Raw genomic sequence first — 20,853 nt, forward strand, 5'->3', positions numbered from 1 at the left:
TAGGCACCGGACACCCAGGTCGGGAGGCCGGTGTGGGGCGGTCAGCCTTGACAGAGCTTCACGGCCGCTAGTCTACCGGGCGGCCGGTGACACCTCCCAACCGATTAGTTCACAAGATCATCGGGTACACCGCTGCCACCTGCGTAAGCGCGAATGAGGGTGAGATGGAGCTCAACGAAAACGCCCGGGTCGACACGAGTCAGATCGACGACCAACGCGGCTCCGGCGGTGCCGGGGGCGGCGGCATCGGCGGCCTGCCGATCGGAGGCGGCGGCATCACCGGCATCATCATCAGCCTGCTGCTCGCCGTGGTCGGCGGCTACTTCGGCATCAACCAGATCAGCGGCGGTGGCGGCGAGCCACAGACCGGGGACAACACCAGCCTGTCCCAGGAGTGCTCGCAGCCGGACGCGACCGAGAAGCTCGACTGCCGCAACGCGCTCTACGTCAACTCGATCCAGGACTACTGGGTCGAGGCGATGCCGGAGGCGTTCGGCGACCCGTACAAGCCGGCCAAGACGGTGTATTTCGCCAACCGGGTGAGCACCGCGTGCGGCGCCGCCGACTCCGGGGTCGGGCCGTTCTACTGCCCCGGGGACGACCGGGTGTACATCGACCTCACCTTCTACAAGCAGCTCGCCGACCAGCTCGGCGCGCCGGGCGAGTTCGCCCAGCCGTACGTGCTGGCCCACGAGTACGGCCACCACATCCAGGACCTCACCGGCACCGAGGCCACCATGCGCCGCCAGCAGCAGCGCGACCCCAGCCAGCAGAACGCGCTGAGCGTCAAGCTCGAGCTGCAGGCCGACTGCTACGCCGGGGTGTGGGCCAAGAACGCCACCGGCACGGACGACGGCAGCGGCCAGAAGATCTTCACCAGCATCACCGACCAGGACATCCAGGAGGGCCTGGACACCGCGGCCAAGATCGGCGACGACACCCTCCAGCAGCGCGGCGGCGGCACGGTCAACCCGGCCGAGTTCACCCACGGCACGTCGGCGCAGCGCCAGCAGTGGTTCCGCACCGGCTTCGAGTCGGGCAGCGCCAAGTCCTGTGACACCTTCAAGCAGGGAGCGGTCTCCTAGACGATCTCGGCCTGGATCCGGCGGAGCTGTTCGACCGCGACCGCCGGATTCACGCCGACCATCCGATGGACCTCCGTCATCCCATCGGCCAGCCGTACCCGCGCCGCCACCTCGCGCGGCATGAACAGATCCAAGACGGTGGCGAAGTACAGGAAGACCGCGGCCACCGGCGGATGGGAGCCGACCACCTCCGCCGCCTCGCGCAGACCCTCCCCGCTGGCGGTGGGCCAGCTGTCCGCCGCGAACAGGGCCGGCAGCGGTGGTTCGAGGTCGGGTGACGCCTGCTGAAACGCCCGCTTCACGGCCTGGACCTCCAGCTCGACCAGCCGCTGCGCCATCAGCGATAAGGCGGTCGGCCCGGAGGATGTCCGATGTTCGTCGAGCATGGTGCGGGCCACCCGGAGGACATCACGGGGCATCCCGCCGGCCAGACAGTGACACAGGATCCAGAACTCGTCGGGTACGCCCGCCACCCGGTTCCGGAGCAGCTCGACCGAATCGGCCACCGCCAAGGCCCTCAGTCGCACCACGTGGTCGAACGCGCTGTCGAACACGGTCCTGATCCGTACCACCCGTCGCTCGAAGCCGGCCAGCGCCTCGTCCGAGAGCGAGACCAGGAAGACACAGTGCGGCACGCCGAAGGCCGCCTTGATCTCGTTGACGAACTGCTCCGCCAGCCGCGGGTCGGCGATCCGGTCGGCCTCATCGATGGCGACCAGCAGCTTTCCTCGCCCGTCGGTCTCGCCGTGCCACCAATCAGCCACCGCGGTCGCGAAGGTCCGGTATTCAGCCACCAACTCCGGGAGGCTGAAGGGCTGCTCCGCCCATTGATCGGCCCGCCTCAGTCCCACCTGCATCGGCCCGCGGCCGGCGCCGACCGAACGTTCGGCCGAGACGGTCTGCAGAAATCGGGTCCGACGCAGCCGTTTGGCGGCCTCCGCGGCGAGGGCGACCTCCTGCCGTCGTACCGCCGGCCGCAACCACCGCGCCAGGACGAACAGCGCGACGCTCACCGCCAGATATGTCGCCGGCAACTCGGGGAACGACAGGTGGTCGGCCAGCCGCTCGCGTGCCCCTGCGAAAGGGATGACCAGCAGACAGACCTTGGCCGCGGTGCGCAACGCCCAGACGAGAAGGCGACGGGCCTGCGACCACAGCCGGCCGAACAGCGAACGTGATCGCTGGTTCCCCAGGCGATCGAGGACGGTCTGGCACAGCCGGGCATAGAGGTGCAGCAGGAAGTCGCGCGGTTCGTACCGGACCGGAGCCGAAACCAGGACGCCGAGGGCCCCGGTGTCCTGGGCGTCGACCGTCGAGCGGAGGAGGGTGGTCTTGCCGACACCGCGAGACCCGCTGATCGCGACCGCCCCGACGCCGAGGTCGAAGACAAGACCGCGGAGCTGTTCGGCCTCCGAACGCGGCACCACCTGGTCGGCTGACAGCACCGCGAAGCCCGGGGCGCTGCGGATGTTCAACGTCGGCGGAGGCCGGGAGTTCGCGATCCTGGTGTATTCGTCCCGAAGCCGCTGACGGATCATCTCGGTGAGATCGCGTCGCCAGGATCGGTAGGCGCGCCGGCGCCGGCCCGCCGAGGTGACCAGACCACGCACCAACGCGATCATCACAATGACCAGAGCACCGAGCACGGCGTAGAAGTCGACCGCGGGCAGGGCGGAACCCGCCATCGCGGCGCCCCAATGCACCCGCTCGGTCAAGGGTTGGAACGAGCCCTCGCGCAGGGCCTCCAGCAACGCCCACAACACACGGACCAGATCGGGCACGATCAGGGCGACCGGCGCCAGCAGAACGGTGAAGAACACCAGCCGCCCCATGGACGATGAGGCACGTGCCCGTACCTCCGCGGTCGCGTCGTAGATGTCCTCCTGCTCACGCATCGCGTGGCTCACGATCGTCGGCCAAGGCACGTCGAACGCCGCGCTCAGGGCGAGAAACTCCGGAGTCAGCCGCAACCCCTCGGCGAGAGGCAGGCATCGGCCGCGATGCCGGTCGAGGATCTCGTCCCCGATCAACTCGGCCGCCTGGTCGAGCAATCGGTCGGCGGACATCGCCTTCCACACCGGTCGTCCCGCCAGCGCGGTCCACCGGCCCAGCCCGATGCGATGCCGACCGGCGACCACCGCGACACCCACGAGCGGGGGTTCCTCCGGTTTGTCAACGACCATGGCGGCCGCGGGCCGATGGATCGGCACGGTCAGCCGGACCGGGTCGCCCGGAGAGGGCAGGTTGCCGGGAAGCACCCGCATCCTCGTGCGCACGACCAGGTCCGGCTCGGCGCAGTCGATCGTCACCTCGGCCAGCTGGTACACCGCCATGTCGGTCAGCGACACCCGCCGGATCTCACCGGCCATCTCGACGTGTGCACGTGCCTGGAGGAAGAGCAGGATTCGACAGAGGACCGCGCACACCAGAAATACCAGGGCGACCACTGCGAATGTCCATCCGGCCTGGACGGCGGCCGCGCCCAGGAACGCGGCGACGAGCACGAGAACGATGGTGAACGCGCCAAGGAGAAATCGGGCAGCGGTCACCTGACGATCTCATCGGTGATGAATCGGGCCCGCAATCGTCCTATGGGTCCTTGACGAGCACGCGTACGGCCCGGGCCGCGGCGATGGCGTCCACCAGGACGGCGTGCCGCGGCTCGGGCACGTCGAGGAACCGGTCGGCCCGGACGGCGGCCAGCGGCGCCAGGTCGCGGCCGGCCAGCACGGCGTCCACCGCCGACCGGTCGCCGCCGGTGATCAGCGCGGCGAGGTCGCGTACATGAGGAAGAAGAACGCGCTCCGCGATGCCGGCGCCGTCGGCCGTGGCCGCCTTGGCCTGATTGTCCCGGCGACGCGCGAAGCGCTGTTGCGACCATCCACCGGCCGCGGTCCGGCCCTGCACGTAATGCCGGTCGACCTTGGAGACGGTGAGCTCGGCGCCGGTCGCGACACCGACCGCGATCGCACCCTTGCGGGCAAGGAGCAGGCCGAGCGTGCGGGGCGCGGCCGCGGTCAGCAGAAGATCGGCGAGCTCGGGTACGTCACCCGCGCCCGGCGGCGCCTCGAAGGTGGCGACGGCGCCATCCGACGCGGTCACGGTCAGGCCGCCGGTGGTGTACGACCCGTGCCGCGTCGCGAAGTTGTGCAGCCACCGCTCCAGCCGCTCGGGGGCGACATCCACCCACCGCCCACCTCCCGCCGCCGGCCGCGCACTCATGCCACCCACCCTACGGTCGGAGGAACCGCCGGGTCGCGAACCCGGGCGGCCCGGGCGGGAGTGGCATGATCGGTTTTCATGAGCGACGTCGCCGACCGGGTGCTGGCCCGCCTCGTGCCGGACTTCGAGCAGGAGGCCGACCCGGGGCGCGCCGAGGGGCAGCAGGCCTACATGCGCGACCAGTTCCCGTACCTCGGGCTGACCCTGCCTCAGGTCCGCAAGCTCAGCAAGATCGTCATGACGGGTCTCCCCCGCCCGGGCCAGGACGATCTGCGCGCCATCGTGCTGCGGTGCTGGGACCTGCCCGAGCGGGAGTTCCAGTACTTCGCCTGCGAGATCCTGCGCGGCGACGCCCTGGACCCGGAGTTCCTGCCGACCCTGCGCACCCTGATCACCACCAAGTCGTGGTGGGACACGGTCGACCCGCTGGCCACCCGGGTGGTCGGCGACCTCGTGCGGGCCCATCCGGCGCTGGCCACGACGATGGACGCCTGGTCGGCCGACGACAACCTGTGGCTGGCCCGGACGGCGATCCTGCACCAGCTGCACTGGGGCACGGCGACCGACACCCGGCGGCTGTTCTCCTACTGCACGGCGCAGGCCGGCCACCGCGACTTCTTCATCCGCAAGGCGATCGGCTGGGCGCTGCGCCACTACGCCCGCACGGATCCGTCGGCCGTGCGGGCCTTCGTCGACGCCCTCCGCGACGTGCTGTCCCCACTGTCGGTCCGCGAGGCCACCAAACACCTCTGACCACTAGATGATCATCTCGACGGCCAGCGCGGCGATCACCGCGCTGGAGGTCAGGGCAGTCACGAGCCGGCCACGCGTACCCGTCAGCAATCTCCCGACCAGCGATCCCCCGCCCGCGATCAGCAGTTGCCAGCTCGCCGAGGCCAGGAACGCGCCCACCACGAACCACAGCCCGCCGCCCGCGCCACCGCGCCCCAGCACGAGCGCCGCGAAATAGACCACCGTGGCCGGGTTCAACAAGGTCAAGCCCAAGATGCCGAGGTACGCCCGGAGCACGCCGGTCGGCCGATCGCGCTCGGCCGGCCGGGTCCGGCGCCGGCGCAGGGCCCCCACCGCGGTGAAGCCGGCGAACACCAGCAGCGCGATCGCCCCGATCCACCGCAGTGGCGTGGCGACGGGCGCGATGATCCCCGCGATGGCCGCGCCGCCCGCGACCGCGAGCAGCGCGTAGATCCCGTCGGCGGTGGCCGCCCCGAGCCCCGCGGCCGCCCCGACCCGCAACGATTCCCGGGCACTGAGCGTCACGATCAACGCACCGATGGCCCCGACGGGCACAGCGATGCCGTAGCCGGCGATCACGCCGGCCAGGAACGCCCCGCTCATGACCGCTGGAGAAGGACCGCCATCCGGCCGGCCGGCTTCTGCTGTCGCGCGGCGACGAGGCCGGCGCGAACAGAGACCCGGGTCCTGCGGTGAACGATCACGCGCCCATGATGCGCACCACACCGGCGATCACGCGACCGAATTCCGTGACGCGCCCTAGGGTGGAGCGGTGCCAGTCGTCTCGGAACTGATCCTGCTGCGCCACGGGCAGAGCGCCGCCAACGTGGCCTTTCCCGCGGCCGATGCCCAGGGCCTCGTGGACAGCGGCCTGACCGGTCGCGACCGTGATGTCGAGCTCACCGAGCTCGGCGTGACCCAGGCCCGAGCCGTCGGGGCCTGGCTGGCCGGGCTGCCCGCCGACCGCGTTCCCGAGATCCCGATCACGTCGCCCTATCTGCGCGCCCGCGAGACCTGGCGGATCGCGGCCGAGACGTCCGGCCTGGGCTTCCCGCCCGCGACGACCGACGAACGCCTCGTCGACCGCCTGCTCGGCGACCTCGAGATGATGACCCGCGCCGCGGTGGAACGAGACTTCCCCGACGACGCCCGCTTCCACGGCACCAGCGACTACCAGTGGCGGCCCCGGAACGGCGAGTCCTTCGGCGACATCCGCATCCGGCTGAAGTCGTTCCTCGACGACGTCAACGAGCAGCACGCCGGCCGCCGCGTCGTCGTCACCGCCCACGACTCCGTCGTCCTGATGATGCGCGCGATCATCGAAGACCTCGACTGGGACGGCGTCGACCGCGTCGCGGCCGGCAACACCGTTCGCAACGCCTCGATCACGGTCTTCGACGGCCGCGGCGGCACCCTGGTGCTCGACCGCTACAACACGGTCGACCACCTCGACGATGTCCCACCCCTCACCCTGCCGCCGCCGGTTCGGGCCGTCTTCGACGCCACCAACGCCGCCGACTCGGACGCCTTCGTGGCCGCGTTCGCCCCCGACGGCGTGATCGACGACTGGGGCACCACCTACCAGGGCCACGACGGCATCCGCGGCTGGAACAACACCGACAACATCGGCGTCCAGGCCCGGCTCGACCCGTCCGGCGCCGCCTGGGAACACGACGAGTACGTGGTCACCGCCACCGTCTCCGGCAACGGCTTCAACGGCGAGAGCCACTTCCGCTTCCAGGTGGCCGACAACCTGGTCACCCGCATGACGATCCGCGCCTGACGGTCGCCCGGGTCCATCTCCACTTTGGATGGTTATGGTGAACCTGGAAGAAATCGTGGCCGCCGGATCGTCGAGCCGCTCGGCCTGACCGGAACGCACCTGCCGGGAGCACAGACCACGCTGCCCTCGCCTCATGCCCGGCACTACTCCCCGCTCATGGTGCCCGGCGCGAAGCAACACGACGTGACCGAGCTGAACGCGAGCTACGCCTGGGCGGCCGGCGGCGTGATCTCCACCCTCGACGACCTCACCCGCTTCCTCGCCGCGCTGCTGGCCGGTCACCTCCTGCAGCCCGTCCTGCAGGAGCAGATGTTCACCGGCGCGCCCGGCAGCACCTACGGCCTGGGCATCCGCTGGCCGCTGGCCGGCAACCGAACGGTGTGGGGCCACAACGGCATGATCCACGGCTCCTTCACCATCGCCGCCGGAACCCACGACGGCACCCACGTGGCCGCCGCCAACATCAACAGCGACAACCGCGACTACCCGATCGACGCGTTCAGCGACCTCTTCAACTCCTGACGCGCGGGCACCCGGCTGGCCCTCCACCGGGCCGAGCCGGTGCGGGACGGGCCAGCCGCGTCCGGTCGGTCATCCTTTCGCCACCACCGGCACGCGGGCACCCCTCGCCACCACCGGCGGGCGCATCGTCTCGACCCTGGCACCGACGCAGAGGCGGGGCGCTATCGCCAGCCCGTCTCGATCAGCATGAACGGCCAGCGTTCGCGGGGGTGGGCGAAGACGGCCGGCTTGCCGCGACGGACCAGACGCACCGCCTCGGCCAGGGCCTCGGCCGGCGGGTGACCCTCGGACAGGGACCGATAGAACGCCTCGACCAGTGTGCGCATCGGGCGGTCATGAACCGGCCAGCGGGTCAGCAGCACGGCCCGAGCGCCGGCCGCGAACAGCGCCCGGCTCAGCCCGACAATGCCTTCACCGGAGCGGTCCGCGCCCACGGCCGACGCGCAGGCCGACAACGTGACAACGTCGGCGCAGAGGTCGAGCGAGAACAGCTCGTAGGCGCGCAGCGGCCCCGCGGCCAACGCCAGGGCGGAGTAGAGCGGCTCGTCGTCGCGGGCCAGCGCATGCACCGCGAAGTGGACGTACCGGCTGCCGGCCGCATAGGTGCGGACGGCCTCGGCGGAGGCATCCGGTCCGGAGAGGCACACAGTCTCGCCACTCAGGCACGCCGCCGCCGACTCGATCTCCCGGGTGACCGCCGGGATCCGCGGCAGCCCCGGCGCCTCGGCCACCGCAAAGCCCGCGAACTCCCGCGTCACCCGAGCCCGTCGCCGACCCCCGAACCGCACCACCGTCGTAGCAGACGGCGCATAGGAGACAACGCGTTCGGTGAGCGCCTCGAACGGAAGGTAACCCAGCGTCACATCAGCGCAGACAACCAGCCGGCCGTCCGTCGGCATCCCCGCGAGCAACCACTCCCCCAGCCGCCTCCACGCTGCCTCGGGTGGCGCCGCGGCTCCAGGGTCTCGACAGCTGTCGAGCACCTCGCCGACCGCCACGCGCAGCTCAGCCGCGCCGGGCTCCAGCCGCCGGAAGTCGAACGAGTCACAGGTAACCGTCCAGCGAAAGACTTCGTCGTCGGTGACCTCGTAGAGCGCCAGCATGACTCCACCGCCCAGCACCGCCTGAATCTCCGCAACGGTGCACGGCACGGGGTAATCACGCTGCGCCGACACCGGCTCACCGGCCAGCCGCCGCAACCGCTCCCGCTCGGCCCGCGCCTCCAACGCGTCACGCTCAGCTTCCAGCACCCGCCGGACATCGTCAGCGGCGCCACCTTCCACCCCGGCCGCCCGGTGACCGGCAGCGCCGCCTTCCACCCAGGACGCCCGGTCAACGGCGCCGTCCAAGCCATCAGGTTCCGCCTCAGGCAACGGGCGGACGACGCGGGCAGGTTCCACCTCCGGTGACGGCCGGACAACGCGGGCAGGTTCCACCTCCGGTGACGGCTGGACGGCACGGGCAGGTTCCGCAGGTGGTGACGGGGTGGCGGTGGCGGCCAAGGTGTCGAGTTCCGTGTAGATCCCGGCCAGGCGGCGCTGGATCGGGTCGGCGGCGATCGGCGCGGGTGTGCCGGCCGACAGGAGTTCGGCCAAGGTTCGGGCGCGGAACGCCTCGGCGGCGGCGAAGGCGGCCTCGGCGTCCCCGGGCGCCTGCCGACGGGCCGACACCTCGATGCGCCCGTGGTAGACCTCGCGGGTAGCGCCGAACCAGCGCTCCAGCCCGGGCTCCCTCGCCGAGCCGAGCCGGTAGCGCTCGGCCAGCGCGATCGCCTCGTCGTAGCGGGCCGCGGCGGCGTCCAGGTCGTCACGCCGGCGCGCGAAGTCGCCGAGCATGGCGAGGATGGGTTGCAGTTCACGCAGGCGGGTGGAGACCTTCGAGCAGATTTCGTACGCCCGGAGCGCCATCGCCTCGCCGGCCCGCGGGTCGCCGAGGAGGTCGTGCGCCCGGGCGGCGACGAGGCTGGCCTGGGCCAGGTTCCGGTTGGCCGCGGGCGCCGCGTCGATCGTCTGCCGGGCCAGGCTCAGCGCACCGGCGTAGTCGCCGGCCTCCAGCAGCTCGCCCGCCCGGTGGGCGCGGGCCACGGCCAGGGCGGGCGACGCCGGCGCCACCCGGCGGCCCAGGCCGACCGCTTCGTCGAGCAGCTCGGCCGGTGGCGGCCGGTCGGGCAGCCCGGCCAGGTTGCCGATCGCGTTCGCCAGCTCGATCGAGCCCGGGGCACACATCCGGCGCACCCGCACCGCCTCTTCGAAATGGCGCCGCGCCTCGGTCCAGTTCCGCAGCTCGGAGTAGCAGGCCCCGATGTTGTTGAGCACCGTGCCGCGCTCCCGCGACGGTCGCGGCAACGTCCCATCCCCCTCGCGGCCGACAATGGTGTCCAGGCTGCGGCGAAGCATGACCAGCGCACCCGCGAAGTCACCACGGTTCATCCGCTGGTAGGCCTGCTCCTGCTCAACCCGCTCACGCCGCTTCGGGCCAAGTCCGGGCAACCGCAACGCCTCAGCCAGCGCCGCCTCGGCACCGTCGGGGTCTCCCGCCGCTTGCAACGCAAGCGACAGATTGGTGAGCGTGGTGTGCTGTGAAGCCGCACTCTCGTGACTGCGCCGCTTCCACTCAACCGCCCGACGCAACAGACCGACCGCGTGTTCAGGGCGACCAAGCAACGTGTACGCCCGACCGAGATTCCCCAGCGCCGCCGAAGCCAGCGCATCACTGACCCCAAGCGCCGCATAGCCGCCCATCGCCACCTCGAGGCAGACGCGCGCAGCCTCGAGATCTCCACGTTCAAGCGCGGCATACCCCCTCGGCCGCCTGCGCGTCGACGTCGCCCCGGCTCCTCCGCTTCACATCAGAACCTGACGGACCGCCCGCAAACCACGTCAATCCGCCCGGCCACCCGACCCAGACCCAGATCAATCCGCCCAGCCACCCGACCCAGACCCAGATCAATCCGCCCAGCCACCTGACGCAGACGCAGATCGATCCGACGGCCGCCCACGCGAAGCCCGGCAGAGCCCGGCAGAGCCGACGACCGCATCACGCGAGACGCGCGTTCACGGCCTTGCGCACCGGCCCCGGTCGCGGAGTGCCACGACGGGTCGGTGTTGCGGTTGGTGGAGGCCGTTGGGCGTACCTTCGCACGGTTTTGATCGTCAGTCGGTGTTGACCCAGGCGCGGAGGCGGTCGAAGGTCTGGTCGCCGGTGGTGGAGAGGGCGGCCAGCGGGCTGCGGCCGTAGAGGCCGAGGAGCAGGTCGCTGGCGGTGCCGGTGACGGTGGCCGTTGATGACGACGGTGGGGCGGTGAGCAGGGACGCGCCGGACGGGGTGAGGTTGGTGGACCAGGAGCGGCCCTCGGTGGCGGTCAGGGTGAGGACGGCCGGTGGGTGGGGCCAGGCGCCCATCGAGCCCAGGCTGACCTCGACGAACTCGGCGATCGCGTCGGACGCCACCTCGACGGGGAGTGGGCTGGGCTTGCCGATCGCCTCCTCGGCGTCCCAGGCGTGGACCGCCGCCTCCTGCACCTGGTGGCGGGCCACGGCGCCGGCCGTCTGGGGCGCACCGGACGCGCCCCACCAGGTGAAGCAGGGCTGGTCGGGGGACGCCTCGCGTAACGCTGACAGCAGGTCGGCGGTCGAGGCGTCGAACCAGGTCAGCAGGTCGTCGGCCGGGGACGGCTCGTGCCAGGTGGGACGCTCGCCGCGCAGGCGGACCGACTCGGCCCAGAAACGCTGCACGCCGCCGAGGTGGGTGGTGAGGTCGTGCAGCGTCCAGCCCGGACAGCCGGGGACGCGGGCCTCGACCGAAGGGGCGGAGGCGACCGCGTCTCGCAGCGTGGCGGAACGGGCGGCGATCTGAGCGAGGTAGTCCATGCCCGATGTTCTATCAGCGGGCTACGACAAAATCGGCTCAGACGTTGAAGCCCAGGGCGCGCAGCTGGTCGCGGCCCTCGTCGGTGATCTTGTCGGGGCCCCACGGCGGCAGCCAGACCCAGTTGATCCGGAAGTCCTTGACCAGACCGCCGCCAGGGCCGGTGGTCAGGGCGGCCCGGGTCTGGTCCTCGATGACGTCGGTGAGCGGGCACGCCGCCGAGGTCAGCGTCATGTCCAGCGTCGCCACGTTCTCGTCGTCCACGTGCGCGCCGTAGACCAGACCGAGGTCGACGACGTTGATCCCCAGCTCGGGGTCGACGACGTCTTTCATGGCTTCTTCGATGTCCGCGATGGAGGCCTTCGAGACCTCCGACGGAACGGTGGACTCAGTCATACCGTTACCTCCACACCGGCGCGTGCCGCGGCGTCCTTGAACGCCATCCACGGCAGCAGCGCACACTTGACCCGGGCCGGATAACGCGCCACCCCGGCGAACGCGATCCCGTCACCCAGCACCTCTTCGTCCGGCTCGACCTGGCCGCGACCCTGCATCAGCTCGACGAAGGCGTCGTGAATCTTCGCCGCCTCGCCGATCGGCTTCCCCTTGAGCAGCTCGTGCAGCACCGACGCGGACGCCTGGCTGATCGAGCAGCCCATGCCGTCGTACGAGATGTCGGAGAGGTCGTCGGTCACCCGGATGGTGATCTCGTCACCGCACGTCGGGTTCACGTGGTGCGCCTCGCCCGAGTAGGGGTCGCGCAGCCCGCGGCCGTGCGGGTGCTTGTAGTGATCCAGGATGATCTCCTGGTAGAGCGCATCGGTCATGGCCCGAACACCTTCTTCACCTGCTCGACCCCAGCCGCCAGAGCGTCGATCTCGGCGGTCGTGTTGTAGAGGTAGAACGACGCGCGGGTCATCGACGAGACGCCGAACCGCGCACACACCGGACGTGCGCAATGATGCCCCACCCGGACCTCGACGCCCAGGTCGTCCAGGATCTGCCCGACGTCGTGCGGGTGCACGCCGGCGACGTCGAACGACACCGTGCCGCCACGGCCGTCGGGGGTTCCGGGGCCGAAGACCCGGACGCCGTCGATGCCCGCGAGCGTCTTCAGCGCGTACCCGGTGAGCTCCATCTCATGCTCGTGGATCGCGGCCATGCCGATGCCGGAGAGGTAGTCGATCGCGGCGCCCAGCCCGACCGCCTCGGCGATCGGCGGGGTGCCGGCCTCGAACCGGGCGGGCGGCGCGGCGAACGTCGTGTGTTCCATCGTGACGGTCTCGATCATCGAGCCGCCCCCGAGGAACGGCGGCATCTCGGCCAGCAGCGTGCCACGCCCCCAGAGCACGCCGATGCCGGTCGGGCCGAGCATCTTGTGGCCGGTGAAGGCGATCAGGTCGGCGCCCAGGTCGACCACCGAAAGAGGCAGATGGGGTACGGACTGAGAACAGTCGAGCAGCACCGTCGCACCGACCTGGTGGGCCCGCTCGACGATCCGGGAGACGTCGTTGATCGTGCCGAGGATGTTCGACATGTGGACGAGCGACACGATCCGGGTCCGCTCGTTGACCAGCGTGTCGAGGGCCGACTCGTCCAGCCGGCCGTCATCGGTCACGCCGAACCAGCGCAGCGTGGCGCCCGTACGCCGGCAGAGGAGCTGCCACGGGACGATGTTCGAGTGGTGCTCCATCTCGGAGACCACGACCTCGTCGCCGGGGCCGAGCTCGAGCAGCTGGCCCAGCGAGTGGGCGGCCAGGTTGATCGCCTCGGTCGAGTTCTTGGTGAACACGACCTCGTCGGCCGACCGGGCGCCGATGAACGTGGCCACCTTGGCCCGGGCGTCCTCGTACGCGGTGGTCGACTCGGTGCCGAGGGTGTGCACCGACCGCGACACGTTGGCGTTGGACCGCTCCCAGTACGAGCGCATGACGTCGAGCACCTGCACCGGCTTGTGCGAGGTGTTGGCGCTGTCCAGGTAGACCAGCGGATGCCCGTTGATCTCCCGGCTCAGGATCGGGAAGTCCTCCCGCACCCGTGCGACGTCGAAGCCACTCATGCTGCGCCTTCCTTTGGCATGCCCTTCTGGCCCTCGCCTGCGACGCCGTCCGCAACCGCCGGGCAGTGCCGCTCGGTGCAGGCGGTCATGCCGGCGAGCCCGCCTTCTCGACGAACTCGGCGTAACCCGAAGCCTCGAGCTCCTCGGCCAGCTCGGAGCCGCCCTCCTTGACGATCTTGCCGGCCACGAACACGTGGACGAAGTCGGGCTTGATGTAGCGCAGGATCCGCGTGTAGTGGGTGATCAGCAGCAGGCCGGACTCGCCGGTCGCGCGGACCCGGTTGACGCCCTCGGACACGACCTTGAGCGCGTCGATGTCGAGGCCGGAGTCGGTCTCGTCGAGGATGGCGATCTTCGGCTTGAGCAGCTCGAGCTGCATGATCTCGTGGCGCTTCTTCTCGCCGCCGGAGAAGCCCTCGTTGACGTTGCGCTGGGCGAACGCCGGGTCCATGTGCAGCTTCTCCATCGCGCCGCGCAGCTCGCCGGCCCAGGTGCGGAGCTTCGGCGCCTCGCCGTCGATGGCGGTCTTGGCGGTACGCAGGAAGTTCGCCACCGACACGCCGGGCACCTCGACCGGGTACTGCATGGCCAGGAAGAGGCCGGCCCGGGCGCGCTCGTCGACGGTCATCGCCAGCACGTCGTCGCCGTCGAGCGTGACCGTGCCGCCGGTGATCTGGTACTTGGGGTGGCCCGCGATGGAGTAGGCCAGCGTGGACTTGCCGGATCCGTTCGGACCCATGATGGCGTGCGTCTCGCCCGACCGCACGGTCAGGTCGACGCCGGCCAGGATCGGCTTGAGCTCGCCCTCGGGCAGCTTCACCGACACCTGCAGGTCGCGGATCTCCAGGGTGCTCACGGCATTACTCCATTGCTCGGTGTCGTCGATACGTAGATGTCGCCGTCGCGGATCTCGACGGGGAAGGTCGCCACCGGCTCGGTGGCGGGCAGGCCGCTGGGCTCGCCGGTCCGCACGTCGAAGCGCGAGCCGTGCAGCCAGCACTCGAGCGTGCAGCCGTCGACCTCGCCCTCGGAGAGCTGGATCGAGGCGTGGCTGCACTCGTCGCGTACGGCGTAGAACTGGTCGTCGTCGGCGTGCACGACCGCGATCTCGACGCCGTCGACCTCGGTGGCCAGGACCGAGCCCTTCGCCACCACGTCGGCCGGCCCCACGAACTGGAAACTCATGCCCCGGCCTTGGCCAATCTCGCCTCGATCGCGTCGCCCAGCCGCTCGCGCAGCTCCTCGGACGGGATCTTGTTGATCAGTTCGGCGAAGAAGCCGCGGACCACCAGCTTGCGGGCCTCACCCTCGGGGATGCCGCGCGCCATCAGGTAGAACAGCTGCTCGTCGTCGAAGCGGCCGGTCGCGCTCGCGTGTCCGGCGCCGGCGACCTCGCCGGTCTCGATCTCGAGGTTGGGTACGGAGTCGGCCCGCGCGCCGTCGGTCAGCACGAGGTTGCGGTTGATCTCGTACGTGTCGGTGCCCGTGGCCGCGGCCCGGATCAGCACGTCGCCGACCCAGACGGTGTGCGCCGACGCACCCTGCAGGGCGCCGCGGTAGCCGACGTAGCTGCGGCAGTCGGGCACGCCGTGGTCGACTAGCTGCCGGTGTTCGATGTGCTGGCCGGCGTCGGCGAAGTAGAGACCCCACAGCTCGGCGTCGCCGCCGCGCCCGGTGTACTCGACGCTGGCGAACTGCCGGAGCAGGTCACCGCCGAGCGAGACCTGCACGTGCTGGACCCGCGCGTCCCGGCCGACCTGGAACTTGATGTGCTGGGCCTGCACCGCGCCGCGGTCCCACTCGGTGAGCGTGACGAACGTCAGCTGGGCGCTGTCGCCGAGCACGACCTCGATGTTGTCGGCCAGCGTGACCGTGCCGGTCTGCTCGAGGATCAGCGTGAGCTTGGCGAAGTTGCCCACCTTGACGAAGGTGCGCGCCCCGGCCGCGTCGCCGCCCCGGCCGACCCGCCGGATCAGCACCGGCTCCTCGGCCTCGGTCTCGGCGGCGACGTCGATCAGCGTCACGCCGGCCGCGGAGCCGTAGGCGAGGGCGCTGATCCGGTCGAACGGCGTGAGGATGTCGTCGACCGACTCCACGTCCTTGATCGACACGCCGGGCGGCAGCTGGTCGTGCTGCCACTCCGGCGCGGTGCCGGTCAGGGCGGGCGCGGTGATCAGCTCACCGAGCCGCTTGATCGGGGTGAAACGCCACTCCTCCTCGAGCCCGCCGACCTTGGGGAAGTCGGTGACGTCAAAGGAGCGCAGCACCTGGGACTTGGTGCTGGGCGGCGGAGCTGCCAATGCGTCGGTACTCATCTCATCCTTCGGCTTAAAGCTGGACCACAGGTGCGGGGCATCTGGGCGGCTAGCCCACTGCCCCTTCCATCTGGAGTTCGATCAGGCGGTTCAGCTCGAGCGCGTACTCCATCGGGAGTTCCTTGGCGATCGGCTCGATGAAGCCACGGACGATCATCGCCATCGCCTCGTCCTCGGTCAGGCCCCGGCTCATCAGGTAGAAGAGCTGGTCGTCGCTGATCTTGGAGACGGTCGCCTCGTGGCCCATGTTGACGTCGTCCTCGCGGATGTCCACGTACGGGTACGTGTCCGACCGGGAGATCGTGTCGACCAGCAGCGCGTCGCACTTGACCGTGCTCTTGCTGTGGTGCGACCCGTCCAGCACCTGCACCAGACCGCGGTACGACGTGCGGCCACCGCCGCGGGCGATCGACTTGGAGATGATCGTCGAGGAGGTGTGGGGCGCGGCGTGCACCATCTTGGCCCCGGCGTCCTGGTGCTGGCCCTCGCCGGCCATCGCGACCGAGAGCACCTCGCCCTTGGCGTGCGCCCCGGTCATGTAGACGGCCGGGTACTTCATCGTCACCTTGGAGCCGATGTTGCCGTCGACCCACTCCATGGTCGCGCCCTCTTCGCAGGTGGCGCGCTTGGTGACCAGGTTGTAGACGTTGTTCGACCAGTTCTGGATGGTCGTGTAGCGGCAGCGGGCGTTCTTCTTGACGATGATCTCGACGACCGCGGAGTGCAGCGAGTCGGACGAGTAGATCGGCGCCGTGCAGCCCTCGACGTAGTGCACGTAGGCGCCCTCGTCGACGATGATCAGCGTCCGCTCGAACTGGCCCATGTTCTCGGTGTTGATCCGGAAGTAGGCCTGCAGCGGAATGTCGACGTGCACGCCCTTCGGCACGTAGATGAACGAGCCACCCGACCACACCGACGTGTTCAGCGCGGCGAACTTGTTGTCGCCGACCGGGATCACGGTGCCGAAGTACTCCTTGAAGACGTCCTCGTGCTCACGCAGGGCCGTGTCGGTGTCGAGGAAGAGGACGCCCTGCTCCTCGAGGTCTTCACGGATCTTGTGGTAGACGACCTCGGACTCGTACTGCGCCGCGACGCCGGACACCAGGCGCTGCTTCTCGGCCTCGGGGATGCCCAGCTTGTCGTACGTGTTCTTGATGTCGGCCGGCAGGTCGTCCCAGGTGGCGGCCTGCTTCTCGGTGGAGCGCACGAAGTACTTGATGTTCTGGAAGTCGATGCCGGTGAGGTCGGCGCCCCAGTTCGGCATCGGCTTGCGGTCGAACAGGCGCAGGCCCTTGAGCCGCAGGTCGAGCATCCACTGCGGTTCGTTCTTGAGCGCGGAGATGTTGCGCACCACGGCCTCGGACAGGCCGCGCTGGGCGGTCGCCCCGGCGGTGTCGGCGTCGGCCCAGCCATATTCGTACTTGCCCAGGGCGGCGAGGTGCTCTTCCTGAGTGACGATCTGGTCGGTCATATCTGTGTCCTAACCGTGGTTGCGTTCTCACGCGCCGGACCCGGGATGTGCGTGGTGCACACCCCGTCGCCGTGCGCGATGGTGGCGAGACGCTGCACGTGGGTGCCGACGAGCCGCTGGATGACCGCGGTCTCGGCGTCGCACAGCTGGGGAAACTCGGCGGCCACGTGCGCCACCGGGCAGTGGTGCTGGCAAAGCTGGCCGCCGGTCGCGATCGTCGTCGCGCTGGCAGCGTATCCCTCGGCGGTGAGCGCCTCGGCAAGCGCCTCCGCCCTGGCGATCGGGTCGTCCCCGGCCTCCAGCAGAGCGGTGCGGCAGCGCTCCTCGAGCGACGCGACCTGGGTGGCGGCGAAGGCGGTGACCGCTTCGGGACCGCACTGGTCGGCGATCCACCGCAACGCGGCGGTGGCCAGGCCGTCGTAGAAGTGTGGGAAGCTCTCGCGCGCGGCCGCGGTGAGCACGAACGCCTTGGCCGGACGGCCCCGGCCGCGGGGCGCCGAGTTGCGCGACTCACGAACCTCGACCAGCTGGTCGGCGAGCATCGCGTCGAGGTGCTTGCGGATCGCCGCCGGGCTCAGCCCGAGATCGGCGCCGAGCTCGGCCGCGGTGGCCGCGCCCCGCTCGAACAGGAGCTGGGCGACCCGGTCACGGGTGCGGACGTCCGGCGCGGCGGCCGTGGCCCCCGCGTTGCTCCGGATCTGCACCTCGTATTTCACTACGACAACGTTACGTATTTCGGCGGGCCGCCGCAAACCAGCCCGCCGGTGATCCGGAACACCCGCGTACGATCCGCCTGGTGAGCGTTCGCCTCCCCCTGCGCCCCCTGGCCCTCGCGTCCCTCGTGCTGAACGCGCTGCTGGTGGTGACCGGCGGCGCCGTCCGCCTGACCGGCTCCGGTCTCGGCTGCCCCACCTGGCCCAGATGCACCGACGCGTCGTACACGACGACCGCCGCGATGGGCGTGCACGGGGCGATCGAATTCGGCAACCGGCTGCTCGGCGTCGTGATCGGGCTGGTCGCGCTGGCCACGTTCATCGCCGCGCTGTTGGAGAAGCCGCGGCGCCGCGGGCAGGCCCGGCTGAGCTTCGCGCTCGGGCTGGGCGTGGTGGCGCAGGGCGTGGTCGGCGGCATCACCGTGCTGACCGGCCTCAACCCGTGGATCGTCGGCGCGCACTTCGTGATCTCGATGGTGATGACCGCCGGGGCGTACGTGCTGTGGAAGCGCACCGCCGAGCCGGGCGCCCCCCGCCTCCCGCTCGTGCCGGGACCGCTGCGCACCCTGGCCCGCGTCACGGCCGTGGTGAGCGCGGCGGTGATCCTGGTCGGCGTGGTCGTCACCGGCAGCGGCCCGCACGCCGGCGACGCCGAGACCCCGCGCAACGGCTTCGACCCGACCACCATCTCCCAGGTCCACGCCGACCTGGTGTTCCTGCTGATCGGCCTGTCGGTGGCGCTGTGGTTCGCGCTGCGGGCGGCGGACGCGCCGCCGGCCACGGTCCGGGCGGCCGGCGTGCTCGTCCTGGTCGAGCTGGGTCAGGGGCTGATCGGCTTCGTGCAGTACTTCACGCACCTGCCGGTCCTGCTGGTCGGGGCGCACATGCTCGGCGCCGTGTTCGTCTGGCTCGCCACCCTGGCCGCGGTACGCGCCCTCAGCGCGAGCCCCGCGCCCGCCCCGGCCACGCCGGCCGCCGAGCCGGTCCCGGCCACCAGCGCCGCCTAGGGGTCGTTGGGGGCGATCCGGCCGAAGCCGGCCAGTCCGCCGTGCTGCCGCAGGTGCTCGACGTCCTGGTAGTCCACCGGCCGCCCGGGCAACGGCGACGCGCGCTCCGGCCGGAACGCGTCCATCATCAGGGCGAAGAGCCGGTGGAAGGCCATCTCGCCGAGGTCGTCGTCGGCCGCCGGCACCAGCCGTGACACCGCCGCCAGCATCAGCAACAGGTCGCCGCCGTCGATGTCCGGGCGGATCGAGCCCTGCTCCTGACAGCGGCGCAGGAGCCGGCTGACCACGCCGAGGAGTTCGTCCCGCTGCTCCTGGATCACCGGGTTGTCCTTGATCGCCTGGACCGCGACCGCCGAGACGGACGTCATGACGATGCCCAGGTAGAGGTCGCGAATGGCGTGCAGGAGGGCGTCGAGGGCCACGGCCGGATCCGGCTCGTCCCGCTCCAGCCGACCGGCCAGCTCCGCCATCCGCCGCAGGTTGTCCTGGCTGACCGCCTTGATCAGCTCGGAGCGGTCCGGGAACCGCCGGTAGAGGGTGCCGACGCCCACCCCGGCCGCCCGCGCGATCTCGTCCATCGGCACGTCCGGACCCTTGCGCAGGAACATCGTCCGGGCCGCCTCGATGATCTGTTCCCGGTTGCGCCGGGCGTCGGCACGGAGCGTGGCCGACGTCTGCTGATCCACCGCATCTCCCTCCGACCCGCTGACCTGGCCGTGGCCCGGAGTATGGCATGCATCGCGCGGAACTCTTCCGTCCGCTGTGGACGAACGGTGCGCTGCTGAGTACGCTGCGTTAAGCGGAAGAAAATCCTCCGGATAACCCATTGAGGTGATCATCGTGACGGAACCAGAGCCCTTCCCGGTCGCGCGCCGCTGCCCGTTCGCCGAACCCGCCGAGTACGCGCAGACCCGCGACGAGGCGCCGATCAGCAAGGTCCGGCTCCAGGGCGGCGCCGAGACCTGGTGGGTCGCCCGGCACACCGAGGGCCGGGCCATCCTCGCCGACCGCCGGTTCTCCTCGGACCGCCGGCGGCCCAACTTCCCGGTCCCCGGCGCCGCCAAGGGCCTCCGCGAACGCCTCCGGGCCCAGCCACCGTCCATGATCGGCATGGACGGCGAGGAGCACGCCGCCGAGCGCCGCGCCCTGATCGGCGAGTTCACCGTCAAGCGGCTGGCCGCCCTCCAGCCGCGCATCCAGCAGATCGTCGACGGCTTCGTCGACACCATGCTGGCCGCACCCGAGCACCCGATCGACCTGGTCCGGGCGCTGTCGCTGCCAGTGCCGTCGCTGGTGATCTGCGAGCTGCTCGGCGTGCCGTACGACCAGCACGAGTTCTTCCAGAGCCGCACCACGGCGCTGATCCGCCGCGGCACCCCCGAGGACGAACGCACGCGGGCCCTGGCCGAGCTCCGCGGCTACCTCGGCGACCTGATCGTGCGCAAGGAGTCCGAGCCGGGTGACGACCTGTTCAGCCGCCAGATCGCCCTGCGCCGCGAGGCCGGCCCGCTCGACCACCCGGGCCTGGTCAGCATGGCCTTCCTGCTGCTCGCGGCCGGCCACGAGACCACCGCCAACATGATCTCGCTCGGCGTCGTCGGCCTCCTGAACCACCCCGCCCAGCTCGCCCGGATCAAGGCCGACCCGGGCCTGACGCCGATGGCCGTCGAGGAGCTGCTGCGCTACTTCACCATCGTCGAGACGGCCACCTCACGCGTCGCGACCGAGGACGTGGAGATCGGCGGGGTGCGGATCAACGCGCACGACGGGGTGATCGTCTCCGGCCTGTCCGCCAACTGGGACCCCCGGGTCTTCCCCCGCCCGGCCGACCTGGACATCGATCGTCGCGCCCGCAACCACATCGCCTTCGGGTACGGACCGCACCAGTGCCTCGGCCAGAACCTGGCCCGCCTCGAGCTCCAGATCGTGTTCGACACCCTGTTCCGGCGGATCCCCGGCCTCCGGCTCGCCGAACCGGTGGACGAGGTCCCGTTCAAGAACGATTCGGTCATCTACGGCGCGTACGAGCTGCCGGTCACGTGGTGAGGAGGCCATC

20 protein-coding genes are annotated in these 20,853 nt (G+C 70.7%); 6 read left to right on the forward strand and 14 right to left on the reverse strand.

Annotated elements, in window-relative coordinates; genetic code table 11:
• Nucleotides 1-164 precede the first annotated feature (164 nt).
• Entirely contained in the window at nucleotides 165-1,085 is a 921-nt protein-coding gene (locus AB0O15_RS30100) for a neutral zinc metallopeptidase (protein ID WP_364325079.1), read from the forward strand.
• On the opposite strand, the gene AB0O15_RS30105 is transcribed toward AB0O15_RS30100, so the two are convergent.
• Complete coding sequence (locus AB0O15_RS30105; protein WP_364325082.1) at nucleotides 1,082-3,634, reverse strand: hypothetical protein; 2,553 nt, start codon at nucleotides 3,632-3,634, stop codon at nucleotides 1,082-1,084. The two genes, AB0O15_RS30100 and AB0O15_RS30105, sit on opposite strands and share 4 nt — an antisense overlap.
• 40 nt (nucleotides 3,635-3,674) lie before the next feature.
• Nucleotides 3,675-4,307, reverse strand: coding sequence for an acVLRF1 family peptidyl-tRNA hydrolase (locus tag AB0O15_RS30110; RefSeq protein WP_364325085.1), 633 nt, complete (start codon nucleotides 4,305-4,307; stop codon nucleotides 3,675-3,677).
• Nucleotides 4,308-4,385: 78 nt separating this feature from the next.
• Between AB0O15_RS30110 and AB0O15_RS30115 the strand changes: the two genes are divergently transcribed.
• The gene (locus tag AB0O15_RS30115) at nucleotides 4,386-5,060 is read left to right on the forward strand and encodes a DNA alkylation repair protein (protein WP_364325091.1); all 675 of its coding nucleotides are present in this window, start codon (nucleotides 4,386-4,388) and stop codon (nucleotides 5,058-5,060) included.
• A 3-nt stretch (nucleotides 5,061-5,063) separates the two neighbouring features.
• Here the strand turns inward: AB0O15_RS30115 and AB0O15_RS30120 are convergent, their stop codons facing one another.
• Complete coding sequence (locus AB0O15_RS30120) at nucleotides 5,064-5,663, reverse strand: LysE family transporter (RefSeq protein ID WP_364325094.1); 600 nt, start codon at nucleotides 5,661-5,663, stop codon at nucleotides 5,064-5,066.
• Nucleotides 5,664-5,832: 169 nt separating this feature from the next.
• On the opposite strand from AB0O15_RS30120, the gene AB0O15_RS30125 reads away from it, so the two are divergent.
• Both AB0O15_RS30125 and AB0O15_RS30130 read left to right on the forward strand, forming a co-directional pair.
• Nucleotides 5,833-6,843, forward strand: coding sequence for a histidine phosphatase family protein (locus AB0O15_RS30125; protein ID WP_364325097.1), 1,011 nt, complete (start codon nucleotides 5,833-5,835; stop codon nucleotides 6,841-6,843).
• 24 nt (nucleotides 6,844-6,867) lie between these two features.
• On the forward strand, nucleotides 6,868-7,365 hold the full coding sequence (locus AB0O15_RS30130) for a serine hydrolase (protein ID WP_364325100.1): 498 nt from the start codon (nucleotides 6,868-6,870) through the stop codon (nucleotides 7,363-7,365).
• A gap of 161 nt (nucleotides 7,366-7,526) precedes the next feature.
• On the opposite strand, the gene AB0O15_RS30135 is transcribed toward AB0O15_RS30130, so the two are convergent.
• From AB0O15_RS30135 to AB0O15_RS30180, 10 genes are all read right to left on the reverse strand, one after another.
• On the reverse strand, nucleotides 7,527-10,106 hold the full coding sequence (locus AB0O15_RS30135) for a CHAT domain-containing protein (protein WP_364325103.1): 2,580 nt from the start codon (nucleotides 10,104-10,106) through the stop codon (nucleotides 7,527-7,529).
• 411 nt (nucleotides 10,107-10,517) lie between these two features.
• Entirely contained in the window at nucleotides 10,518-11,234 is a 717-nt protein-coding gene (locus AB0O15_RS30140) for a maleylpyruvate isomerase family mycothiol-dependent enzyme (protein WP_364325106.1), read from the reverse strand.
• A 37-nt stretch (nucleotides 11,235-11,271) separates the two neighbouring features.
• Nucleotides 11,272-11,628, reverse strand: coding sequence for a metal-sulfur cluster assembly factor (locus AB0O15_RS30145; RefSeq protein ID WP_364325109.1), 357 nt, complete (start codon nucleotides 11,626-11,628; stop codon nucleotides 11,272-11,274).
• Nucleotides 11,625-12,059: a Fe-S cluster assembly sulfur transfer protein SufU gene (gene sufU / locus AB0O15_RS30150; RefSeq protein ID WP_364325112.1), complete on the reverse strand. Its 435-nt coding sequence runs from the start codon at nucleotides 12,057-12,059 to the stop codon at nucleotides 11,625-11,627. Before sufU ends, AB0O15_RS30145 begins: the two co-directional genes overlap by 4 nt.
• Entirely contained in the window at nucleotides 12,056-13,291 is a 1,236-nt protein-coding gene (locus AB0O15_RS30155) for a cysteine desulfurase (RefSeq protein WP_364325115.1), read from the reverse strand. Before AB0O15_RS30155 ends, sufU begins: the two co-directional genes overlap by 4 nt.
• An 85-nt stretch (nucleotides 13,292-13,376) precedes the next feature.
• Entirely contained in the window at nucleotides 13,377-14,147 is a 771-nt protein-coding gene (gene sufC, locus AB0O15_RS30160; protein ID WP_364325118.1) for a Fe-S cluster assembly ATPase SufC, read from the reverse strand.
• The gene (locus AB0O15_RS30165) at nucleotides 14,144-14,476 is read right to left on the reverse strand and encodes a non-heme iron oxygenase ferredoxin subunit (RefSeq protein WP_364325121.1); all 333 of its coding nucleotides are present in this window, start codon (nucleotides 14,474-14,476) and stop codon (nucleotides 14,144-14,146) included. The genes sufC and AB0O15_RS30165 overlap by 4 nt, the downstream gene beginning before the upstream one ends.
• A complete protein-coding gene (gene sufD, locus AB0O15_RS30170) occupies nucleotides 14,473-15,606 on the reverse strand; it encodes a Fe-S cluster assembly protein SufD (RefSeq protein ID WP_364325124.1) in 1,134 nt (377 codons plus the stop codon). The genes AB0O15_RS30165 and sufD overlap by 4 nt, the downstream gene beginning before the upstream one ends.
• A 49-nt stretch (nucleotides 15,607-15,655) precedes the next feature.
• Nucleotides 15,656-17,077 carry a Fe-S cluster assembly protein SufB gene (gene sufB, locus AB0O15_RS30175; protein WP_364325127.1) on the reverse strand — a complete coding sequence of 474 codons (1,422 nt, stop codon included), beginning with the start codon at nucleotides 17,075-17,077 and terminating at the stop codon, nucleotides 15,656-15,658.
• The gene (locus tag AB0O15_RS30180; protein ID WP_364325129.1) at nucleotides 17,074-17,793 is read right to left on the reverse strand and encodes a transcriptional regulator; all 720 of its coding nucleotides are present in this window, start codon (nucleotides 17,791-17,793) and stop codon (nucleotides 17,074-17,076) included. Before AB0O15_RS30180 ends, sufB begins: the two co-directional genes overlap by 4 nt.
• A gap of 71 nt (nucleotides 17,794-17,864) precedes the next feature.
• Between AB0O15_RS30180 and AB0O15_RS30185 the strand changes: the two genes are divergently transcribed.
• Complete coding sequence (locus tag AB0O15_RS30185) at nucleotides 17,865-18,797, forward strand: COX15/CtaA family protein (RefSeq protein WP_364325529.1); 933 nt, start codon at nucleotides 17,865-17,867, stop codon at nucleotides 18,795-18,797.
• Here AB0O15_RS30185 and AB0O15_RS30190 read toward each other — a convergent pair.
• Complete coding sequence (locus tag AB0O15_RS30190) at nucleotides 18,794-19,483, reverse strand: TetR/AcrR family transcriptional regulator (protein ID WP_364325132.1); 690 nt, start codon at nucleotides 19,481-19,483, stop codon at nucleotides 18,794-18,796. The two genes, AB0O15_RS30185 and AB0O15_RS30190, sit on opposite strands and share 4 nt — an antisense overlap.
• 145 nt (nucleotides 19,484-19,628) lie before the next feature.
• Here AB0O15_RS30190 and AB0O15_RS30195 point away from each other — a divergent pair, with 145 nt between their 5' ends.
• Complete coding sequence (locus tag AB0O15_RS30195; RefSeq protein WP_364325135.1) at nucleotides 19,629-20,843, forward strand: cytochrome P450; 1,215 nt, start codon at nucleotides 19,629-19,631, stop codon at nucleotides 20,841-20,843.
• Nucleotides 20,844-20,853 lie beyond the last annotated feature (10 nt).

This window comes from Actinoplanes sp. NPDC089786, assembly GCF_040684855.1.
In the GTDB taxonomy this organism is placed as follows: domain Bacteria; phylum Actinomycetota; class Actinomycetes; order Mycobacteriales; family Micromonosporaceae; genus Actinoplanes.

Coding starts and splice junctions, on each gene's coding strand:
- AB0O15_RS30100 (WP_364325079.1), top strand. CDS start 165: ATGGAGCTCAACGAAAACGCCCGGGTCGACACGAGTCAGATCGACGAC.
- AB0O15_RS30110 (WP_364325085.1), bottom strand. CDS start 4,307: ATGAGTGCGCGGCCGGCGGCGGGAGGTGGGCGGTGGGTGGATGTCGCC.
- AB0O15_RS30115 (WP_364325091.1), top strand. CDS start 4,386: ATGAGCGACGTCGCCGACCGGGTGCTGGCCCGCCTCGTGCCGGACTTC.
- AB0O15_RS30120 (WP_364325094.1), bottom strand. CDS start 5,663: ATGAGCGGGGCGTTCCTGGCCGGCGTGATCGCCGGCTACGGCATCGCT.
- AB0O15_RS30135 (WP_364325103.1), bottom strand. CDS start 10,106: ATGGGCGGCTATGCGGCGCTTGGGGTCAGTGATGCGCTGGCTTCGGCG.
- AB0O15_RS30140 (WP_364325106.1), bottom strand. CDS start 11,234: ATGGACTACCTCGCTCAGATCGCCGCCCGTTCCGCCACGCTGCGAGAC.
- AB0O15_RS30145 (WP_364325109.1), bottom strand. CDS start 11,628: ATGACTGAGTCCACCGTTCCGTCGGAGGTCTCGAAGGCCTCCATCGCG.
- sufU (WP_364325112.1), bottom strand. CDS start 12,059: ATGACCGATGCGCTCTACCAGGAGATCATCCTGGATCACTACAAGCAC.
- AB0O15_RS30155 (WP_364325115.1), bottom strand. CDS start 13,291: ATGAGTGGCTTCGACGTCGCACGGGTGCGGGAGGACTTCCCGATCCTG.
- AB0O15_RS30165 (WP_364325121.1), bottom strand. CDS start 14,476: ATGAGTTTCCAGTTCGTGGGGCCGGCCGACGTGGTGGCGAAGGGCTCG.
- sufD (WP_364325124.1), bottom strand. CDS start 15,606: ATGAGTACCGACGCATTGGCAGCTCCGCCGCCCAGCACCAAGTCCCAG.
- sufB (WP_364325127.1), bottom strand. CDS start 17,077: ATGACCGACCAGATCGTCACTCAGGAAGAGCACCTCGCCGCCCTGGGC.